The sequence below is a fragment of the Geodermatophilus sp. CPCC 205506 genome (genome assembly GCF_051383635.1).
GTDB lineage: Bacteria > Actinomycetota > Actinomycetes > Mycobacteriales > Geodermatophilaceae > Geodermatophilus.
This window is the reverse complement of record NZ_JALPKP010000007.1, coordinates 15,378-30,912: the sequence shown is the minus strand read 5'-3', so window position 1 is coordinate 30,912 and position 15,535 is coordinate 15,378. Positions and strand designations below refer to the sequence as shown.

Here is a 15,535-nt window from a genome sequence, read left to right as displayed (position 1 = left end):
GTCTGCGGTACCGCGAGGTCTCGAAGGGGCAACGATGGCCGCTCCGACCTGCGCGGTCGACCGGACGGGGCCAGGGTCGGGTGCAGGACGCACCCGCCGAGCCGCCCGGAGGTCCCTCGTGCGCAGCAGCCGTTCCCTGACCCTGGCCGCGGTCACCACCCTGGCGCTCGCCGCCTGCGGGAGCGGGGGCGAGAGCGTCGACACCGGTGGCGGCGGAGGCGACGGCGGCGGGGGAGACACGCTCGTCGCCGCGGTGTCGGCCCAGCCCGACCAGTTCGACCCGCACGTGACCACCGCCTACCCGAGCTTCCAGGTCCTGGAGAACGTGTACGACACCCTCGTCGTCCCGAACGCCGAGGACCTCACGATGGAATCGAGCCTGGCCACGGAGTGGGAGACCAGCGCGGACCAGCTCACCTGGACGTTCACGCTCCGGGAGGGCGTCACCTTCCACGACGGCAGCGAGTTCGACTCCGCCGACGTCGTGTACTCCTTCAACCGGATCATCGACGAGGACCTGAGCAACGCCGACCGCTTCGCCAACGTGGCGTCGGTCGAGGCCGACGGTCCGCAGACCGTCGTCCTCACGCTGAACCAGCCGACCCCGAACCTGCTGGAGCGGATCGGCGCCTTCAAGGGCATGGCGATCATCCCCGAGGGCGCCGCGGACTCCCTCGACCTCACCACGGAGGCGGTCGGCACCGGGCCGTTCCGGCTGGAGAGCTCCGACGCCAGCAGCACGGTGCTCACCGCCTACGAGGACTTCTGGGGCGGCGCGCCGGGCGTCGGAACCGTCGAGTTCCGCTACATCACCGAGCCGGCCGCCGCGCTGACCGCGCTGCAGAACGGCGAGGTCCAGTGGACCGACAACGTCCCCCCGCAGCAGATCGAGACCCTGCAGGGCGACGACTCGATCGAGCTGCAGACGGTCCCCAGCGTCGACTACTGGTACATGTCCATGAACTACGACCGTCCGCCGTTCGACAACCGCGACGTGCGGCGGGCGATCTCCTTCGCCATCGACCGCGCGGCGGTGGCCGAGGCCGCGTGGTTCGGCGCCGCCCGGCCCAACCAGACGGCGATCCCCGAGGACAGCTCCTTCTACTTCGACTACGCGCCGTTCCAGCCCGATCCCGAGCAGGCCCGGCAGCTGCTCGCGCAGGCCGGCGTCGAGACGCCCCTGACGATGGGGCTGATGGTCACCGACGAGTTCCCGGAGACGGTCACCGCCGCCCAGGTGATCGCCAGCCAGCTGGAGCCGATCGGCGTCGAGGTCACCATCGAGACGCTGGACTTCGCCACCTGGCTGGACCGTCAGGGGCAGGGCGACTACGACGCGTTCTACCTCGGGTGGCTCGGCAACCTCGACCCGGCGGCCTTCTACCAGGACCAGCACCTCACCGGCGGCGCGAACAACTACCAGGGCTACAGCAACCCGCAGGTCGACCAGCTGCTGCAGGCCGGCGCGGTGGAGCCCGACGAGGCCGCCCGCAAGCAGATCTACGACCAGGCGGCGCAGCTGATCGTCGACGACGTCTCCTACCTGTACCTGTACAACCCCCCGGTGGTGCAGGCGTGGGCGCCCGGGCTGACCGGCTACCAGATCCGGCCGGACAAGGCGATCAACTTCGAGTCGGTGGAGCTGCCCTGACCGCCTTCCTCCTCCGCCGCGCCGGCCAGTCGGCGGTGGTACTGGCGGGGGTGAGCGTGCTCGTCTTCGCTCTGGTCCACCTCGTTCCGGGCGACCCGATCCGGCTGGCCCTGGGCACCCGGTTCGACCAGGAGACCTACGACGCGCTGCAGGCGCGCTCGGGGCTCGACGAGCCACTGGTCGAGCAGTTCCTCGGCTGGGCGGGGCGGGCGCTCAGCGGTGACCTCGGGGTGAGCTTCCGCAGCGGTGAGACGGTGACCTCGCTGATCGCCGAGCGGCTGCCGGCGACGCTGACCCTGGCGTTCGCCTCCATCGTCGTGGCGCTGGCCATCGCCGTCCCCCTGGGCACCCTGTCGGCCCTGCACCCGCGGTCGCTGGTCGACCGGGTGGCCACGGTGCTCAGCCAGATCGGCATCTCGGTGCCGGAGTTCTGGATGGCGATCGTGCTCATCCTGGTCTTCGCCGGCACGCTGGGCTGGCTGCCGTCGGGCGGGTACGTGCCGCTGGCCGAGGACCCGCTCGGCTGGCTGGAGCGGCTGGTCATGCCGGCGGTCGTCACCGGCGTGGTGTCCGGCTCGGTGATCACCCGCTTCGTCCGGTCCAGCGTGCTGGAGGCCCTGGGCGCCGACCACGTCCGGACGGCGCAGGCCAAGGGGCTGCGGGGGCGGCACGTCTTCACCTGGCACGTGCTGCGCAACGCGCTGCTGCCGCTGGTCACGGTGACCGGCGTGCAGCTGGCCTACCTGCTGTCCGGGGTCGTGGTCGTGGAGATCGTGTTCTCCTGGCCCGGCCTCGGCCAGCTCGCGCTGCAGGCGGTGCAGGCCCGCGACTACCCCGTGCTCCAGGGGGCGATCCTGCTGTTCGCGGTGATCTTCGTGCTCATCAACCTCGTGGTGGACATGCTCTACACCGCCATCGACCCGCGGATCCGCCGATGAGTGTCCAGCGGGTGCCGGAACCCGCGCAGGAGGCCCCGCTCCACGGGCGCCGGTGGGAGACGCTGCGGCTGCTCGCCCGCAACCCGACGGCGGCGACCGCGGCGCTGGTGCTCGCCGGCATCGTGCTGGTCGCGCTGTTCGACGAGGCGCTCGCGCCCAGCGGCCCCAACGAGATCTCGATCGAGGACCGGCTGCAGTCGCCCAGCCGCGAGCACCCGTTCGGCACCGACGACCTCGGCCGCGACATCCTCAGCCGGGTCATCCTCGGCGCCGCCGTCTCGTTGCGGGTCGGGTTCCTCGCGGTGGCGTTCGCGCTGGCCGTCGGCGGCCTCGTCGGGTTGCTGGCCGGGTACTACGGCCGCTGGGCGGACGACGTCCTCATGCGGATGATGGACGTCCTGTTCGCCTTCCCGGCCGTGCTGCTGGCGATCGCGGTGCTCGCCGTCCGCGGCCCCGGGCCCGGCAACACCGCCCTGGCCATCGGCGTCGTCTACGTCCCGGTCTTCGCCCGCGTCACCCGGGCCAGCGTGCTCGGCGTGCGCGAGGAGGTGTACGTGCGGGCGTCGCGGTCGGTCGGAGCCTCGGACTTCCGGCTGCTCACCCGGCACGTGCTGCCCAACGCCGCACCGCCGATCATCGTGCAGACCTCGATCAGCCTGGCCTTCGCCGTCCTGGCCGAGGCGGCGCTGTCCTTCCTCGGCCTGGGCACGCAGCCGCCCAACCCGTCGTGGGGGCTGATGCTGGCCGAGGGGCGCGGCTTCATCGACCTGGCCTGGTGGCTGGCCTTCTTCCCCGGGATGGCGATCTTCCTGACCGTGCTCTGCTTCAACCTGCTCGGCGACGGGCTCCGCGACGTCCTCGACCCGCGCCAGCGCACGCTGATGTCGGGAGGCGGGCGGTGAGCCAGCCGCTGCTCGAGGTCGAGGACCTGCAGGTGCGGCTGCGCACGCCGCGCGGGACGGCGGCGGTGGTCAACGGGCTGAGCTACTCGGTCGGGGAGGGCGAGACGGTGGCCGTCGTCGGCGAGTCCGGCAGCGGCAAGAGCGTCTCCGTCCTGGCCCTGCTCGGCCTGCTGCCGGAAGGGGTGGCCACGGTCACCGGGCGGGCGCTGCTGCGGGGCGAGGACCTGCTCACCATGCCGCCGGAGCGGCTGCGCCGGGTGCGCGGCCGCGGCGTCGGCATGGTGTTCCAGGACCCGATGACCTCGCTGAACCCGGTGCTGACGATCGGGCGGCAGCTGGTCGAGGGCATCCGCGCGCACGGGGAGGTGTCGAAGGCCGACGCGCGGCGCCGGGCCGCCGAGCTGCTCGGCGAGGTGGGGCTGCCCGACCCGCAGGGGGCGCTGGACCGGTACCCGCACGAGCTCTCCGGCGGCATGCGGCAGCGGGTGGTCATCGCGATCGCGCTGGGCAACTCGCCGTCCCTGCTCATCGCCGACGAGGCGACGACCGCGCTCGACGTCACCGTGCAGGCGCAGATCATCGACCTGGTGGAGCGGTTGCAGGCCGACCACGGCACCGGCGTCGTCTGGATCACCCACGACCTCGGCGTCGTCGCCGGCATCGCCGACCGGGTGCTGGTCGTGTACGGCGGGCGGTGCGTGGAGGACGGCACGGTGGACGACGTCTTGGAGCGGCCGGCCCACCCCTACACGCGGGGACTGCTCGGCGCGCTGCCGGACCTCACCCAGCCGGCGGTGGACGGCGCGCCGCCCGACCTGGCCACCGTCCCCGGCACGCCGCCCGCGCCGACCGACCTGCCGCCCGGCTGCGTCTTCTGGCCGCGCTGCCCGGTGCGCGCCGACCCGCGGTGCGAGACCGAGCAGCCGCCGCTCGCCGTCGTCGGGCAGGGCCGAAGTGGCCACGTCGGCCCCTCGGGGCTGCCGCACCGGGCCGCGACGTGGTGCACCGAGACGGGGAGTCCGGAGGAGGGGCGGTCGTGAGCGACGTCCTGGTCTCCGCGCGCGGGCTGGAGGTGCACTTCCCGATCCGCGGCGGGGTCCTCCGCCGGGCGGCCGGGGTGCTGCGCGCCGTCGACGGGGTGGACCTCGACATCGTCCGCGGCGAGACGCTGGGCCTGGTGGGGGAGTCCGGCTGCGGGAAGTCCACGCTGGGCAACGCGCTGCTGCGGCTGGTGTCCCCGACCGGCGGGACGGTGCGCTTCGGCGACGTCGACGTCACCGCGCTGGACCGTCGCGGGCTGCGGCAGCTGCGCCGCCGGGCGGGCATGGTCTTCCAGGACCCGTTCGCCTCCCTCGACCCGCGGTGCACCGTGGCGCAGACGGTCGCCGAGCCGCTGGAGGTGCACGGACTGCGGCCCGGCCGGCGCGAGCGGGCCGCCCGCGTCGGCGAGCTGCTCGAGCTGGTCGGCCTCGACCCCGCCGTGGCCGCGCGCTACCCGCACGAGTTCTCCGGCGGGCAGCGGCAGCGGGTCGGCATCGCCCGGGCGCTCGCCGGGGAACCGGACTTCCTGGTCTGCGACGAGGCCCTCGCCTCCCTCGACGTCAGCGTGCAGGCCCAGGTTCTCAACCTGCTGCGCCGGCTGCAGCGGCAGCTCGGGCTGACCCTGCTGTTCATCTCCCACGACCTGTCCGCCGTCCGGCACATCTCCGACCGGATCGCGGTCATGTACCTGGGCCGGATCGTCGAGATCGGTCCGGCGTCGGCGGTCGCCGCCCACCCGCAGATGCCCTACACGCAGGCGCTGCTGTCCGCCGTCCCGGTGCCGCACCCGGCGCTGGAGCGCGCGCGGCAGCGGATCGTGCTGCGCGGCGACGTCCCGTCGCCGGCGAACGTGCCCAGCGGCTGCCGGTTCCGCACGCGGTGCCCGTCGGTGTTCGAGCCCTGCCCGGACGTCGACCCCGCGCTGCAGCCGGTGGGTGCGCCCGGGCAGCTGGCCGCCTGCCACCTGCACGGCGTCGCCGGGACGCCGGTGGAGGGCGAGGCGCAGACCGCCGACGTCGGAGGTGGCACCTGACCGCAGGTGAGCGGCGGGCCGCTGTGGGAGTCTGGGCCGGTGGCAGTGGCTGAGCGCAGGAGTGGCCGGCGGACGGAGGCCGTCCAGTCCTACAAGGGCCACGGCATCCACGCCGCCCCAGGGGTGCACGAGTACGCGGTGGAGCTGGTGCGGGGGGCGCTCCCGGACGGTGGGCGGATCCTCGAGGTCGGCTCGGGGTGCGGCGCGCTGGCGCTGCGGCTCCGCGACGCCGGCTTCGACGTCGTGCCGACCGATCTCGACCCGCCGCACGAGTGGATCGCCCGCCTGGATCTCGACCACCCGGAGTGGACCGACGAGGCCCGCGGCCCCTTCGACATGGTCGTCTGCGTCGAGACGCTGGAGCACGTCGAGAACCCCCGGCAGGTGCTGCGCCAGATCCGGTCCCTGCTCCGGGCGGGCGACCAGCTGCTGGTGAGCACGCCGAACATCACCCACCCGCACTCACGGCTGAAGATGTTCCTGCGGGGCGCGCCGTACATCTTCGGGCCCCGGCACTACCACCAGCCCGGCCACATCACGATCCTCCCGGACTGGATGCTCACCGAGCACATCCGGCTGGCCGGGTTCGACCAGATCGAGGTCACCAACGGCGGGGACACGTTCTACCGGGGGATCGTGCGGCTGGCGTACCGGGTCGAGATCGCCCTCCTCAAGGTCATCGGGGTGCGCCAGAAGGCCCACTACGGCCAGGGGATCTGCACGTTCGTCACCGCACGGGCCGTCTGACCCCGTCGTCCGCCGGCCCGACACACCGGCGTGTCGGGGTCCGGCCGGGATGACCGGAGGCCTCCCGCGGCGCCGCCACGCTCAGGCTCGGGGGGCTTGTCGACAAGGCTGTGCAGCCGAGGACGGGTCACCGACGGCCCTGCCGGCCCGCGGCAACGATCCGGTGACGGGCGCCGGTCCGGTGGTGGCGGAGGGGGCCGGACGGAGCGCCGCGGGAGCTAGCTTTCCGGCTGTCCGCGGCACTTCCCCCGCCGCGATGGACGTCCTCGAGGAGCCCTGCGTGAAGGTGCTTGCTGTACCCGAGTCGGGCCCGACGGCCCTCCGTTCCGCCGTCGGCCCGGCGGCCGACCCGCACGACGGGGCGGCGCTGTGATGCTGGTGTGGCCGGCTGTGGCCGTGCTGGGCTTCGTCGTGCTGGCCGGCCTGGTCGTCGCGCTGGGCAGGGGGTCGACGGCCCGCTACGAGTACGAGCGCAACTCGGTGGCCGCCCAGCCGGCCGCCGTTCCCGCCGCGGCCGTTCCCGGCCCGGCCGCCGGCCGGGGCGGACAGGGGGCGACCGCAGCCCGCTCCTCCCGTGGCGAGGCGGCCGCTCCGCAGGTCGCGCAGCGGACGGCGGTCGGCGTCGCCGCCCACCCGGCGGGCCGGCGTGCCGCGGAGTCGGCGCCGGCGTGGTGGCTGGTCGACGAGTCGGACGACGAGCCGGGCACGCACCTCGTGGCCGGCCCGTTCACCGACCGGATCGATGCGGAATGGGCCGCGCTGGCCTCGGGGCTGTCCCCCTCGACCCGCCCGGTCCACGGCGTGCAGCGGGCCGACGGCGCGGTGGTGCTCCGGCAGACGCCGCAGGAGCGGGCGTGGCTGGCCGAGCTCGGGAGCCACCTCGCGCGGCTGTCCGAGGACTGGGACCTGCTGCCGTCGGACACCGACCCCCGGACGACGCTGGTCGTGGAGGTGGGCGCCGCGCTGACGGAGGCGGGCCTGCCGCTGCACGACTGCGCGGGATCCGCCGCGGACGACGGCGGTCCGGCCGGCGGGGTGTGCCTGTCCCCCGACCTGGACTCCCTCGGCATCCTGGTCAGCTGGCACCAGCACGACCGCATGAGCCTGCAGCAGGTCCGCGGCGCGGACGTGGTGGCGGCCGTGCAGCAGACGATGACCACCGCGATCGCCACCGTCCTGACCCAGCTGGGCTTCCAGGTCGAGTCGATCGGCTGGAGCGGCGGCCTCCGCGTCACCGCCGCCACGGACGTCTCGACCGACTGAGGGGACCTGTGCCGGGCGCGCGGGTTAGCCTCGACCGGTCAGGAGGGCTCGCCTAGTGGCCGATGGCGGCGGTCTTGAAAACCGCTATGGGGTCAAACCCATCGTGGGTTCGAATCCCACGCCCTCCGCCGTGTGACGTCGTACGACATCGGCATGGCCCGGACCCACGATTCGTGGGTCCGGGCTACTGCTCTTCGAGGTCTCGTTGGGCATCTCGGCTCGTGGTCACCTGGTCGAAGCCTGTGGTGACGACGGCGGGGCGCATGCGGACTGCCATCGCAGGTCCCGTCGCAGTGATGCCGCGCCGACTCTGTTCTCGTCATGTCCGGTGGGCAGTTGATCCCGACGTGTTCTCCCTATCGTGAACGGCCTCCTCACGGGCTGCACTGCACACCAAGGGGGGCGTGATGCCCACGGAAGCCGGCGTCCGGAGCCAGTGCCGAGTTCACGAGCTCATCGACCGATTCGACCGATTCGACCGATTCGACAAGGAGACCGCCCGGGTGCGGGACGGGGGCCCCGGGCAGGTGACCCGCTGATGGCCTCCATGGTCGGGGCCGCTGTGGTCCGCAAGGAGGACCCGGCGCTGCTCACCGGTCGGGGCCGCTTCGTCGACGACATCCAGCTGCCGGGCACCGTGCACATGGCGTACGTGCGCAGCGTCCAGGCGCACGCGCGGATCACCGGCATCGACACCTCCGCGGCCCGGGACATGCCCGGCGTCCTGGGCGTCTGGACGGCGGCCGACCTGCCGGGATTGCCGCACACCCGGTCCATCCCGGGCATGGAGCGGCCCTGCCTGGCCTCGGACACCGTCCGCTTCGTCGGTGAGCCGCTCGCCGTCGTCGTCGCCGTCGATCGGTACGTCGCGGCCGACGCGGCCGCGGCCGTGGTCGTCGACCACGACGCCCTCCCCGTGCTGGCCACCATCGAGCAGGCCATGGCCGACGGCGCGGCGCCGATCGTGCCGGGGCAGCGCAGCAACGTCGTCATGGACCAGCCCATGACCGAGGACGACGCCGAGGCCGAGCTTGCCGCGGCGCCGCACCGCACGAGCCTGCGGATCCGCAACCAGCGGCTGGCCGCGGTACCGATCGAGCCGAACGGCTGCCTGGCCAACTGGGACACCACCGGGCTCACCCTGTACGCGACCGTGCAGGCGCCGCACCCGATCCGCAACGAGCTGGCCACGATGTTCGGGCTGCCTCAGCACGAGACCCGCGTCGTCGCGCCGGACGTCGGCGGGGGCTTCGGCGCCAAGGCCAGCTTCTACCCGGAGTTCATCCTCACCGCCGAGCTGTCGCGGCGGCTGTGCCGGCCGGTCAAGTACGTGGAAACCCGCAGCGAGAACCTCGTCTCGATGACCCACGGCCGGGCGCAGCTGCAGGACGTCGAGGTCGGCTTCGACGACGACGGCCGCGTGCTGGCCATGCGCCTGGCGATCGTCCAGGACTGCGGCGCCTGGCCGGACGCGACAGGAGCGGGACTGCCCACGCTCACGGTCTTCATGTCTGGCGGCTGCTACAAGATCGCCAAGATCGCAGCGTCCTTCAAGAGCGTGGCCACCAACACCACACCGATCGGCGCCTACCGTGGCGCGGGCCGGCCCGAGGCAGCCTTCCTCATCGAACGGGTGATGGACGTGGTCGCCGACGAGCTGGGCAGGGACCCGCTGGAGGTGCGGCGGGCCAACTTCATCCAGCCCGACGAGATGCCCTTCGCCACCCAGTGGCCGGGCATCGTCTACGACGAGAGCGACTTCCCGCGGCTGCTGGACACGCTGCTGGAGAACCTCGACTACGAGGTGCTGCGCCGCGAGGCCGAGGAGCGCCGGGCCGACCTGAGCCGGCCGCTGCTGGGCATCGGCTTCTCGACGTTCGTGGAGATGGGCGGGTTCGGGCCGACGCCGCTGTTCGAGCAGTTCGGCTATCTCGGCGGCTGGGAGTCCTCCACGGTGCGCATGAACTCCGACGGCACCGTGGTCGTCTCGGTCGGCACCAGCCCGCACGGCCAGGGCCACGAGACGGCCTTCGCGCAGATCGCCGCCGACGCCCTCGGCGGCATCCCGATGGAGCGGATCACCGTCCGGCACGGCGACACCCACACCGTGCAGGAGGGCATCGGCACGATGGGCAGCCGGGCCATCCCGGTGTGCGGGCCGGCGGTGATGCGCTCCAGCGACAAGGTGCGCCGCAAGCTCCTGCAGATCGCCGCGCACATGCTCGAGGCGAACGAGGACGACATCGTCCAGGACGGCGAGTCCTTCGCCGTCCGCGGCACCCCAGGCACCGAGGTCACCCTCGCCGACGTCGCCCTGACCGCCTACAAGCCGCACAAGTGCCCCGACGGCATGGAGATCGGGCTGCAGGCGATGGACTGCTACGAGCCGACCAACCTCAGCTATCCCAGCGGCGCGCACGCCTGCGTGGTCGAGGTCGACCGCGCGACCGGCAAGGTCGACATCCTGCGCTACGTCGCGGTGGACGACTGCGGCACGGTGATCAACCCGCTCACCGCGCGCGGCCAGGTGGAGGGCGGCGTGGCCCAGGGCATCGCCCAGGCGCTGCTGGAGGAGGTCGGGTACGACCCGGAGGGCCAGCCGGTCACCTCGTCGCTGATCGACTACGCGGTGCCGGGCGCGCCCGACCTGCCGGACATGGAGACCCACCACGTCGAGGTGAAGACCAGCTTCAACCCGCTCGGCGCCAAGGGCCTCGGTGAGTCCGGCGCCACCGCGGCGCCGCAGGCGGTGGTCAACGCCGTCGTGGACGCGCTGTCCCACCTCGGGGTCCGGACGATCGACATGCCCTTGACCCCGTTCAAGGTCTGGACCGCGATGAACGACGGCCGGGCCGCCGACGGGGTGAGCCCCGGCGTGGCGGCGCCGCAAGCCGACGCCGGAGCGTCACCGCCCGAGGGGATGCCCGAACCGCCGGAGGGTGGCCGCGACGAGGACTGGAAGGTGACCCCATGAGGCACGACGTCGAGCTGCACGTCAACGGGCTGACGACGCGGCACCCGGTCGAGTCCCGCCAGCTGCTCGTGCACTACCTGCGCGACACCCTCGGCCTGACGGGGACGCACGTGGGCTGCGACTCGAGCAACTGCGGTGCCTGCACGGTCCTGCTCGACGGCGTGGCGGTGAAGTCCTGCACGGTCTTCACCGCCGCCGTCGACGGCAGCGAGGTGCTCACCGTGGAGGGGCTGGCATCCGACGGGGAGATGTCCCCGGTGCAGGAGGGCTTCCGGCAGTGCCACGGCCTGCAGTGCGGCTACTGCACGCCCGGCATGGTCGTCTCGGCCACCGGTCTGCTGCTGGACAGCCCTCAGCCGACCCGGGCGGAGATCCGCGAGGGCCTGGAGGGCAACCTGTGTCGCTGCACCGGCTATCAGATGATCGTGGAGTCGGTGACCTGGGCCGCCGAACACGGCGGCCCTGGCCCGGCGGCCCGTGCGCACGCCGACCGCGCCGAGCAGGCAGGCCAGCGGTGATCCCCGCCGGCTTCGACTACCTGCAGGCGTCGTCCCTCGAGCACGCCGCCTCGCTCATGGCCGAGCACGGGGACGACGCCAAGTGGCTCGCCGGCGGACACTCGCTCATCCCCCTGATGAAGTTCCGCCTGGCGGCGCCCGAGGTGCTGATCGACATCAGCAGGCTGCCGGAACTGCGGACACTGGAAGAGTCCGACGGGGTGCTGCGCCTCGGTGCCGGCCTGCGCTACCGCGACCTCGAACTCTCGTCCCTGGTCCGCGAGCAGGTACCGCTGTTGGCCGCGGCGGCGGCCACCGTGGGGGACCGGCAGGTGCGTGCCCGCGGGACGATCGGCGGCGCCGTCATGCACGGCGACCCCGCGGCCGACGTACCGGCGGTGCTCCTCGCGCTCGATGCGACGCTCGTCCTGCGCGGCCGGAGCGGTCAACGCGAGGTCTCCGCGGACGGCTTCTTCCTGGACTTCTGGGAGACCGCGGCCGAGCCGGACGACATCCTCCTCGAGATCCGCGTGCCGGTGCTGCCCGGACGCGGGTGGGGCTTCCGGAAGTTCCGGCAGCGGAGTCAGGACTGGGCCATCGTCGGCGTCGCCGTCCAGGAGACCGCCGGCGGGCACGCCGTCGGGCTGGTCAACATGGGCCCGGTGCCGCTGCGGGCGCGCGCCGTGGAGGAGGCCCTGGCCGGCGGTGCCGGAGTCGCAGTCGCGGCCGTCCGCGCGGCCGACGGGGCCGGCCCGCCGTCGGACCTGCGCGCCGACGCGGCCTACCGCTCTCACCTGGCGCAGGTACTCACCGCCGAGGCGCTGAACCAAGCAGGTGCCCGCGGATGACGAGAACGTGCCTCCCGCTGCGTCCCCCGGAGGCCGATGGTGCTCGCGGTCGACGAAACCGGCCGATCACACGTTCACGGTCGGGTCACGCGCGGCTCGCTCCTCAGTCGCGGGCACGGGCGTCGGCGACCACCCGGAACCACGCCACCCGGCTGCCCTCCTCCTCCAGGCGTTGCAACGTGGCTCGTTGATCGAGGAAGGCCGGGTCTGCGTGCCAGGCCTCCCAGGCCTCGCGGCTCTCCCAGGTCCCGACGATCACGCGGATGGAGCTCTCGTCGTCCGAGGTGAGGAGCTGTCCGGAGATCCAGCCCGGCCGCTCACGGGCGGAGTCGAACCGGGCCCGCACCGCGGCGTCCCACTCCGCCTCGCCACCGGGCCGGACCCTGGTCGTGGTCACCACTGTCATCATCGCTGGCTCCCGGGGCCGGAGGATCGGTCGAGGTCGAGGTCGCGCCCAGCAGATGACGCGAGGGAACGGGCGGCGCATCGGGCGTAGGCGTCCTGCCAGGGCCGGAGGCGCCCGTATGCCGCGCTCGCGGCGAGGACGTCGGCGTCGCAGTAGCGACGGCCGATCATCTGCATGCCGACCGGCAGCCCGTCGACGTCCCCGGCGGGTATCGAGGCGGCCGGATGGCCGGTGAAGTTGACGATCCAGCGCAGGTACTCCTGCGGGGAGTCGTCGCGGTGGTCGCCGAGCAGGTCGAGGCCCTGCGCCTTCGGTCCCTCGAGGCCCTCGATGTTGAGCGGCATGATCAGGCGGCACCACAGGTCGCTCAGCTCGCGCTGGTCGTGGTCGAACGCGAGGTCGACCTGATCGACGGCGGCGCCCGCGTCCTCGAAGGCGGGCACCGCCCGCTGGACGACGCCGGCGACCCGGCGGTCGACCGGGTAGACGCCGAAGTCGGGGCTGCGGGCGATCCGCCGGCCACGGATCGACCGGCGCGTGGCCCCGGCGAAGGTGGCGGGATCGTCGAGGGCGAAGGGGTCTCGGTCGTCGTATCCGGCGAGGACGTCGAGGGCGAGGGCGGCGTTGTCCACGGTACGGGTCAACGCCCCTCGAACAGGATCCGGTTGAGCGAGCCGAAGGCGTCCGGTCGCCCGGTGCAGGTTCCGCGAAAGCCCATCACGGGGCTGTTGGTCTTGCCGACGAGAACGGCTCCGGCGGCCTCCATCCTCTCCGCGTACGTGCAGTGGGCAGGGACGCTGGAGTCCTGGAGTGCGCGGATTCCGCCGAACGTGGCCGGCCATCCGGGCGTGAAGTCGAACAGGTCCTTGATCGCGGTCGGGACGCCGTGCAGCGTGCCGAGCGGCGCGCCCGACGTGAGGGCCCGTTCGGCCTGGCGCGCTCGGTCCCGGCCCTCGTCGAACGCGGTGAAGACCAGTGCGTCGAGGGTGGGGTTCCGCGCCTCGATGCGGGCGACCACGGCGTCGATGACCTCGACGGGGGAGAGGTCACGACGTATCGGATGCGGCCGGCCAGCTCGGTCGCGGTGGCGTAGGCCAGGTCGTCGTCGGACATCGTCGTCCGCCCTTCGTCCTCCGGGCACGCTGACGACCGGAGTCTGCCGAGGCCGGGTGGCTGCGACAAGGCCGGCGGGACCGGGCCCCGCTCCGGCTGGGGTCGCGCCCTGGGATCGGACCGCGGGCGCGGCTAGGGTCGACTCCGTGCACGTGCCGGACGGGCTGGTCGCGGTCGTGAAGCGGGACTGCCCGACCTGCGTGCTGGTCGAGCCGGTGCTGCGGCAACTGGGCGCCGCGGTGTGGTGCCAGGACGACCCGGACTGGTTCGACCACGACGACACCGCCCTCGAGCTGTCCTACCGGCTGGACGTCGAGACCGTCCCCACCCTGCTGCGGGTCGACAACGGTGTGGAGACCGCCCGGGTGGTGGGTTGGAGCCGCGAGCAGTGGGAGACGCTGACCGGCGTCGCCGGGCTGGGTGCGGGCCTGCCCGAGCACCGGCCGGGCTGCGGGTCCCTGTCGGTGGACCCGACCCGGGTCGACGCCCTGGAGGCGAGGTACGGGAGCACCGGGTTGACCAGCCGCCGGGTGGAGCTGGCCGACCTCGAGGACGAGCACGAGGCGTTGTTCGACCGCGGCTGGACCGACGGACTGCCGGTCGTGCCGCCGACTCCCGAGCGGGTGCTGCGGATGCTGCGCGGGACGGCCCGCGATCCCGGTGAGGTGGTGGCCGTCGTCCCGCCGGACCTCGTGGAGTGCACCGTCGAGAAGGTCGCGGTCAACGCGGTGATGGCCGGCTGCCTGCCCGAGTACCTGCCGGTCGTCCTCGCGGCGCTCGAGGCGGCGTCCGCCGAGGAGTTCGCGTTGCACGGCCTGCTCGCCACCACCTACTTCGCGGGACCGGTCGTCATCGTCAACGGGCCGGTCGCCGCCCGGATCGGGATGAACAGCGGGGTCAACGCCCTCGGACAGGGCAACCGTGCCAACGCCACGATCGGTCGGGCACTCCAGCTGGTGGTGCGCAACGTCGGGGGCGGCCGTCCCGGTGAGGTCGACCGGGCGACCCTGGGCAACCCGGGCAAGTTCACCTTCTGCTTCGCCGAGCGCGAGCAGGACAGCCCGTTCCCTCCGCTGGCGGCCGAGCGAGGAGTACCCGGCGACGCCGTGACCGTCTTCGCCGGATCAGGCGTGCAGCCGGTGGTCGACCAGCTGAGCCGTGATCCGGAGTCGCTGGCCCGCACGTTCGCGGCGTGCCTGCGCGTCAACGCCCACCCCAAGCTGCCGATGGCCTTCGACGCGATGCTCGTCGTCTCCCCGGAACACGGGCGGGTCTTCCGCGAAGCCGGGTGGGACCGGACCCGGCTGCTGGCCGAGCTGGACGGCTTGCTGAGACTGCCCGCCGGTGAGTTGGTGCGGGGGGCCGGCGGCATGGCCGAGGGCCTGCCGTCCGGGGCCGCCGCCGACGAGCTGCCGAAGTTCCGGCCGGGCGGGCTGCTGATCGTCTCCGCCGGCGGCGACGCCGGCCTGTTCAGTGCGATCGTCGGTGGTTGGGTGGCCGGTCGGACGGGAAGCGTCCCGGTGACACAGGAGGTACGGGCGTGAAGACGGTTCTCGATCCCACCAGTGAGCGGCAGGCACCGGTCCGGGCGCCGCTCCCGCGCCCGTCCTCGCTGCAGGGCCGCACCGTGGGGCTGCTCGACATCAGCAAGGCCCGTGGGGACGTCGTCCTGGACCGGCTCGAGGAGCTGCTCCGCGAGGACGGCGCGACGGTGCGCCGCTACCGCAAGCCGACGTTCGCGCGGATCGCCCCGGTCGACCTGCGGCACGAGATCACCGAGCAGTGCGAGGTGGTGATCGAGGCGCTGGCCGACTAGGGCTCGTGCACGTCGTGCAGTGTGCACGACATCGCCGACCTCGAGCGCCGGGGCGTGGTCGGGGTCTTCCTCGCCAGTCGGGCGTTCGATGAGGCAGCGCGGCTGCAGGGCGCGGCGCTCGGCTTCCCGGCGCCGTACGTGCTGGTTCCGCATCCGGTCCAGGACCGCACGGACGCCGAGCTGCGCCGAGTCGCCGAGGCGGCCTATCCGGCCGTGCTGGCCTCGGTGACCACGACGGCGTAGCCCCGTCCCGACCGACTGCTGGCGGCTCCGGTGCGACCTCTCCGTGCTCGCGCTGCGGGACAC

The 15,535-nt window shown here is 73.2% G+C and carries 14 protein-coding genes, 1 tRNA gene and 1 pseudogene; 13 read left to right on the top strand and 3 right to left on the bottom strand.

Going from position 1 to position 15,535, the window contains the following annotated elements; all coding sequences use genetic code 11:
* The first annotated feature begins 118 nt into the window (after positions 1–118).
* The 11 genes from MY520_RS05730 to MY520_RS05680 all read left to right on the top strand — a co-directional run bounded on the left by MY520_RS05730 (position 119) and on the right by MY520_RS05680 (position 11,894).
* Entirely contained in the window at positions 119–1,651 is a 1,533-nt protein-coding gene (locus MY520_RS05730) for an ABC transporter substrate-binding protein (protein ID WP_436690971.1), read from the top strand.
* Entirely contained in the window at positions 1,648–2,589 is a 942-nt protein-coding gene (locus MY520_RS05725) for an ABC transporter permease (protein ID WP_436691197.1), read from the top strand. The genes MY520_RS05730 and MY520_RS05725 overlap by 4 nt, the downstream gene beginning before the upstream one ends.
* Positions 2,586–3,491 carry an ABC transporter permease gene (locus tag MY520_RS05720; protein WP_436690969.1) on the top strand — a complete coding sequence of 302 codons (906 nt, stop codon included), beginning with the start codon at positions 2,586–2,588 and terminating at the stop codon, positions 3,489–3,491. Before MY520_RS05725 ends, MY520_RS05720 begins: the two co-directional genes overlap by 4 nt.
* Positions 3,488–4,531 carry an ABC transporter ATP-binding protein gene (locus MY520_RS05715; protein WP_436690967.1) on the top strand — a complete coding sequence of 348 codons (1,044 nt, stop codon included), beginning with the start codon at positions 3,488–3,490 and terminating at the stop codon, positions 4,529–4,531. The genes MY520_RS05720 and MY520_RS05715 overlap by 4 nt, the downstream gene beginning before the upstream one ends.
* Positions 4,528–5,565: an ABC transporter ATP-binding protein gene (locus MY520_RS05710; RefSeq protein WP_436690965.1), complete on the top strand. Its 1,038-nt coding sequence runs from the start codon at positions 4,528–4,530 to the stop codon at positions 5,563–5,565. Before MY520_RS05715 ends, MY520_RS05710 begins: the two co-directional genes overlap by 4 nt.
* 39 nt (positions 5,566–5,604) lie before the next feature.
* Positions 5,605–6,312, top strand: coding sequence for a class I SAM-dependent methyltransferase (locus MY520_RS05705; protein WP_436690963.1), 708 nt, complete (start codon positions 5,605–5,607; stop codon positions 6,310–6,312).
* Positions 6,313–6,702: 390 nt separating this feature from the next.
* Positions 6,703–7,575, top strand: a complete 873-nt coding sequence (locus tag MY520_RS05700) for a hypothetical protein (protein WP_436690961.1) — start codon at positions 6,703–6,705, stop codon at positions 7,573–7,575.
* 41 nt (positions 7,576–7,616) lie between these two features.
* Positions 7,617–7,703: transfer RNA gene (locus MY520_RS05695), tRNA-Ser, on the top strand.
* A 410-nt stretch (positions 7,704–8,113) separates the two neighbouring features.
* A complete protein-coding gene (locus tag MY520_RS05690) occupies positions 8,114–10,549 on the top strand; it encodes a xanthine dehydrogenase family protein molybdopterin-binding subunit (protein WP_436690959.1) in 2,436 nt (811 codons plus the stop codon).
* Positions 10,546–11,067: a (2Fe-2S)-binding protein gene (locus MY520_RS05685; RefSeq protein WP_436690957.1), complete on the top strand. Its 522-nt coding sequence runs from the start codon at positions 10,546–10,548 to the stop codon at positions 11,065–11,067. The genes MY520_RS05690 and MY520_RS05685 overlap by 4 nt, the downstream gene beginning before the upstream one ends.
* Positions 11,064–11,894: an FAD binding domain-containing protein gene (locus MY520_RS05680; RefSeq protein WP_436690955.1), complete on the top strand. Its 831-nt coding sequence runs from the start codon at positions 11,064–11,066 to the stop codon at positions 11,892–11,894. Before MY520_RS05685 ends, MY520_RS05680 begins: the two co-directional genes overlap by 4 nt.
* Positions 11,895–11,997: 103 nt before the next feature.
* Here the strand turns inward: MY520_RS05680 and MY520_RS05675 are convergent, their stop codons facing one another.
* From MY520_RS05675 to MY520_RS05665, 3 genes are read right to left on the bottom strand one after another with little or no spacing between them, the layout of a single operon-like run.
* Positions 11,998–12,291, bottom strand: a complete 294-nt coding sequence (locus tag MY520_RS05675) for an antibiotic biosynthesis monooxygenase family protein (protein ID WP_436690953.1) — start codon at positions 12,289–12,291, stop codon at positions 11,998–12,000.
* An 8-nt stretch (positions 12,292–12,299) separates the two neighbouring features.
* Entirely contained in the window at positions 12,300–12,944 is a 645-nt protein-coding gene (locus MY520_RS05670) for an amidase family protein (RefSeq protein WP_436690951.1), read from the bottom strand.
* Positions 12,941–13,318, bottom strand: coding sequence for an amidase family protein (locus tag MY520_RS05665; RefSeq protein ID WP_436690949.1), 378 nt, complete (start codon positions 13,316–13,318; stop codon positions 12,941–12,943). The genes MY520_RS05670 and MY520_RS05665 overlap by 4 nt, the downstream gene beginning before the upstream one ends.
* A gap of 241 nt (positions 13,319–13,559) precedes the next feature.
* Between MY520_RS05665 and MY520_RS05660 the strand changes: the two genes are divergently transcribed.
* On the top strand, positions 13,560–14,957 hold the full coding sequence (locus MY520_RS05660) for a thioredoxin family protein (protein ID WP_436690947.1): 1,398 nt from the start codon (positions 13,560–13,562) through the stop codon (positions 14,955–14,957).
* A pseudogene (locus MY520_RS05655) lies at positions 14,954–15,472 on the top strand (UGSC family (seleno)protein). Before MY520_RS05660 ends, MY520_RS05655 begins: the two are co-directional and overlap by 4 nt.
* Positions 15,473–15,535 lie beyond the last annotated feature (63 nt).